The 3900-nt window shown below is 36.3% G+C and carries 5 protein-coding genes and 1 pseudogene; 4 read left to right on the top strand and 2 right to left on the bottom strand.

Features of this window, described 5'->3' with window-relative positions; genetic code table 11:
* From CBG25_RS19735 to minE, 4 genes are all read left to right on the top strand, one after another.
* A partial coding sequence (locus CBG25_RS19735) for an IS30 family transposase (RefSeq protein WP_290608775.1) occupies window positions 1–438 on the top strand: 438 nt, incomplete at its 5' end.
* A gap of 190 nt (window positions 439–628) precedes the next feature.
* Window positions 629–1315: a septum site-determining protein MinC gene (minC, locus tag CBG25_RS19730; RefSeq protein ID WP_290608773.1), complete on the top strand. Its 687-nt coding sequence runs from the start codon at window positions 629–631 to the stop codon at window positions 1313–1315.
* Between the two features lie 22 nt (window positions 1316–1337).
* The gene (gene minD / locus CBG25_RS19725; RefSeq protein WP_290608771.1) at window positions 1338–2150 is read left to right on the top strand and encodes a septum site-determining protein MinD; all 813 of its coding nucleotides are present in this window, start codon (window positions 1338–1340) and stop codon (window positions 2148–2150) included.
* A gap of 3 nt (window positions 2151–2153) precedes the next feature.
* Window positions 2154–2420, top strand: coding sequence for a cell division topological specificity factor MinE (gene minE, locus CBG25_RS19720; protein ID WP_032115886.1), 267 nt, complete (start codon window positions 2154–2156; stop codon window positions 2418–2420).
* Window positions 2421–2568: 148 nt separating this feature from the next.
* On the opposite strand, the gene CBG25_RS19715 is transcribed toward minE, so the two are convergent.
* Together CBG25_RS19715 and CBG25_RS19710 are read right to left on the bottom strand one after the other, a co-directional pair.
* Entirely contained in the window at window positions 2569–2766 is a 198-nt protein-coding gene (locus CBG25_RS19715) for a hypothetical protein (protein WP_290608769.1), read from the bottom strand.
* A 209-nt stretch (window positions 2767–2975) separates the two neighbouring features.
* Window positions 2976–3377: pseudogene (locus CBG25_RS19710) on the bottom strand (filamentous hemagglutinin N-terminal domain-containing protein); the annotation flags it as partial.
* Window positions 3378–3900: the final 523 nt, after the last annotated feature.

Raw genomic sequence — 3900 nt, 5'->3', positions numbered from 1 at the left:
ACTGTATTTGGTAAAGATCAGAAGTCATTCTTACTGACTCTAGCGGATAAAGCTACCAAGCAGATTATTATCCGCAAGTTACCGAATAAACGCGCTGATACTGTTGTAGATGCTTTCCTTGACATTGTAGCAAATACCTTCTGTGACTTTAAAACTTTGACGGCCGATAACGGTTCTGAGTTCTCCATGCATAAACAGATAACTGAGATCACCGGTGCTAATGTCTTCTTTGCCAGGCCTTATCACTCATGGGAGCGTGGTTTAAATGAACACAGTAACGGACTTATCCGCCGTTTTTACCCAAAAGGAACGGACTTCAACTCAGTCACGGACAACGAGATTGCAGAACTTGAGCACATACTTAATACTCGGGGACGAAAATCGTTGGGCTATTTTTCTCCAAATGAAGTATTTTTAGCTCATCTAATGGCTGCATAACGTTTTATGGGTTTGTTGCGTTTCGACTGGGAATGGGCCGAAAAAAAATTCCACCCCTTTTGCGACAGCCTCGCATTGGGCGAGGATTTACGGGGCAATTGTTAAGTAACTATAACATAATATTGTATTTCCTTATATCATCGTCCAAAATTCCACTATGGGTCAGTTCAACATGCTGAGTCGAATGCAGATGGCACAATCACCAATCGAACTAAAAGGCAGTAGCTTCACTCTCACCGTTCTTCATATTCATAATGAAGATCCTGAAGCTATTAAAAAAGCAATTCAGGAAAAAATTGACCAAGCGCCTGAGTTTTTGAGAAATGCCCCTGTTGTCTTCAATGTTGCTGGTCTATTAAATGCAAATACTATTTTATCCTGCTATAAAATTATTAGTCAGACAGGTTTAAAGATAGTTGGTGTTAGTGGATGTACCAATACTAAATTGCGCCAGGCTATCATTGATATTGGTCTACCTTTACTTAGTGAAGGTCAAAATCAAAAAACACAAAATAAAAAAACTGCCGATATCGCTACCACTGAACATGGCAAGACGCGTATTATTAATACCCATGTTCGTTCAGGACAACGAATATATGCCGCTAATTGTGATTTAATTGTTAACGCTAATGTTAGTGCTGGCGCTGAATTGATTGCTGATGGCAATATACATATTTATGGCATGATGCGTGGTAGAGTACTTGCTGGCGCATCTGGCGATAATGGTTGTCAAATTTACTGTACACACTTACAAGCGGAATTAGTTTCTATTGCTGGACAATTTTGGTTAAGTGAACAAATTCCTGCAGATTTTATGGGGAAAGCAGCTAGACTTTGTTTGGTAAATAATGAATTGACGATTAATAATATCATTTAGACCTTATTACAGGAATGACTTCATGGCATGCATTATTGTTGTAACCTCAGGTAAAGGTGGCGTAGGCAAAACTACTTCCAGCGCAGCCATCGCTACCGGCCTGGCCCAAAGAGGAAAAAAAACCGTTGTGATCGATTTTGATATTGGTCTACGTAACCTCGATTTAATTATGGGATGCGAACGCCGCGTAGTGTATGATTTTGTGAATGTGATCCAAGGTGATGCCACACTCAACCAAGCACTTATTAAAGATAAAAGGACTGAAAATCTTCATATACTTCCTGCTTCACAAACGCGTGATAAAGATGCATTAACACGCGAAGGCGTTGAAAAAGTGCTAAATGGACTGAAAAAATTAGATTTCGAATTCATTATCTGCGATTCACCCGCAGGTATCGAAAGTGGTGCATTGATGGCACTTTATTTCGCCGATGAAGCAATTATTACCACCAACCCTGAAGTCTCTTCTGTACGTGATTCAGATCGCATACTCGGTATTATCGCTTCTAAATCACGCCGTGCAGAACGTGGCGAAGAACCCGTCAAGGAGCAACTTTTGCTTACCCGTTATAATCCAGGTCGTGTCACTCATGGTGATATGCTGAGTATGGAAGACGTACTTGAAATTCTGTGTATCCCACTGATTGGTGTGATCCCTGAAGATCAATCCGTTTTACGTTCCTCTAACCAAGGAGAGCCTGTTATTCTCGATACCAAATCTGATGCAGGCAAAGCATACAGTGACTGCGTTGATCGAATTTTAGGTAAAAACCGCCCTATTCGTTTTATTGAAGAAGAAAAAAAAGGCTTCTTAAAGCGCTTGTTTGGAGGATAAAATATGGCCTTATTAGATTTTTTCCTGTCGAAAAAAAAATCAACGGCCAATATTGCTAAGGAAAGGCTACAAATTATTGTTGCCGAACGCCGACGTAATGACTGTGGGCCGGCTTACCTACCCGCAATGAAACGTGATATTTTAAAGGTCATTTGTAAATACGTCCAAATTGATCCAGAAATGCTCACAGTACAATTTGAACAAAAAAATGATGATATCTCGGTTTTAGAGTTAAATGTAACTTTACCTGAAACGGACGAAAAAAAATAAAATAGCTAATTTTTAACACCAAGTGCCAATCAATAATGATGGGCTTGTGACATAATGACTTAAAAATAAATATTTTCATTTCTTAATTTTAACAATTCCATTTCCTTTGTTTATCATTTCACTAGTAAAGTCATTTCCATTTACAAAATCACCTGTGATTATTTTTCCTGGCTTGCTTTAAGATCTGGTACTCACTTTTTATTTGATTATTAAATTGATAATTTTTTGTTATTCGATTAATGACTTCCCTAATATCTCTTACTTTATAAACATTAAAATAAAATAATGAATTAATATCTATCTCAGCAGCATTTCTAAATGAACCACCTGTTACATAAACATTCATTTCATTAGCACTTAATTGACTACCTTGTTTTATTTGAAATTTTAAATAACCAAAATCATCAACTAACCAAGGTTTAAAATAAGATAAATTTATATGAGCATTTTTATCATTAATATTATTATACTCTATAAAAAACGGTATATTACCTGTTCGGTAAGTTATTCTATCTGCCTTAATTTGCGTGTTAGCATTAATAATATTATTATAAGCTAATACCTCAATATCTTTAATATTATTAAAATTAATATTTCCGGAAAAACTAATCGACTTATTGATTGATTTAATTTAATATTATCAATTTTTTCATATAACCCAAGATTAATTTTGCCAGCCAGCAAAGTTACCCGATCAGTGCCAGAAAATGAACAGCTTATGCAACTAATTCCCTGCTGATTAGCAATCAGAATAGCCGCCTTTGTTCCTAGAATAGCTAATTCTCCCAACAGCCTGGTTTTTTCATTGCTATCAATTTCAGCAATAATCAATTTAGCACTGTGCTCAATATTATTATTAAAATAAATCCCTTTTTTGCCTATATCCATTTTGTTAAAAAAAATATGGGATACTCCTTTATTATCAACAGGATTAATATTAATAACTGGTTTATTTTTATTAGTAGAGTCGGATAGTAACCTATTTGGGGCACCTCGAAAAACTCAAGATTTTCAATTAACCCTTGGCTTTCATTCTAAGGGCACCTCGAAAAACCTAAGCCGAGTTTGATTTTGCTGATAAAGTTATCGGAAGCTGGTCTACTGAGCTAACCACCATGAAGAAACGCAACAAAGTAAATCCTTGGTCATACATAAAGCCTGTTGCTCAATAGCAAAATTAATTGTGACTTACAAAAAAACCAGCTATTGATGATAAAATAATCAATTTTTAAATTAAAAATGACCTATATAAGACTAAAAAATAACCTATTTTTGTGTTTTTTAGATGTATCTAACTTGTGGGCACCTCGAAAAACCTAAGCCGAGTTTGATTTTGCTGATAAAGTTATCGGAAGCTGGTCTACTGAGCTAACCACCATGAAGAAACGCAGCGCCATTAAGAATGACCTCTTTGCAAACCAGTATCACCAACAGACGATCGACAAGTTGGGTGACCCGCTGGTCAAGATCGAAACCTGTA

The sequence above is a fragment of the Arsenophonus sp. ENCA genome, assembly GCF_002287155.1.
Lineage (GTDB): Bacteria > Pseudomonadota > Gammaproteobacteria > Enterobacterales > Enterobacteriaceae > Arsenophonus > Arsenophonus nilaparvatae.
The sequence above is the reverse complement of the archived record's forward strand: the minus strand, read 5'-3'. Positions and strand labels throughout refer to the sequence as shown.

Bases quoted from the DNA above. Each gene is read 5' to 3' on its own strand.
- minC (WP_290608773.1), top strand. From the start codon at position 629: ATGGCACAATCACCAATCGAACTAAAAGGCAGTAGCTTCACTCTCACC.
- minD (WP_290608771.1), top strand. From the start codon at position 1,338: ATGGCATGCATTATTGTTGTAACCTCAGGTAAAGGTGGCGTAGGCAAA.
- minE (WP_032115886.1), top strand. From the start codon at position 2,154: ATGGCCTTATTAGATTTTTTCCTGTCGAAAAAAAAATCAACGGCCAAT.
- CBG25_RS19715 (WP_290608769.1), bottom strand. From the start codon at position 2,766: ATGAATGTTTATGTAACAGGTGGTTCATTTAGAAATGCTGCTGAGATA.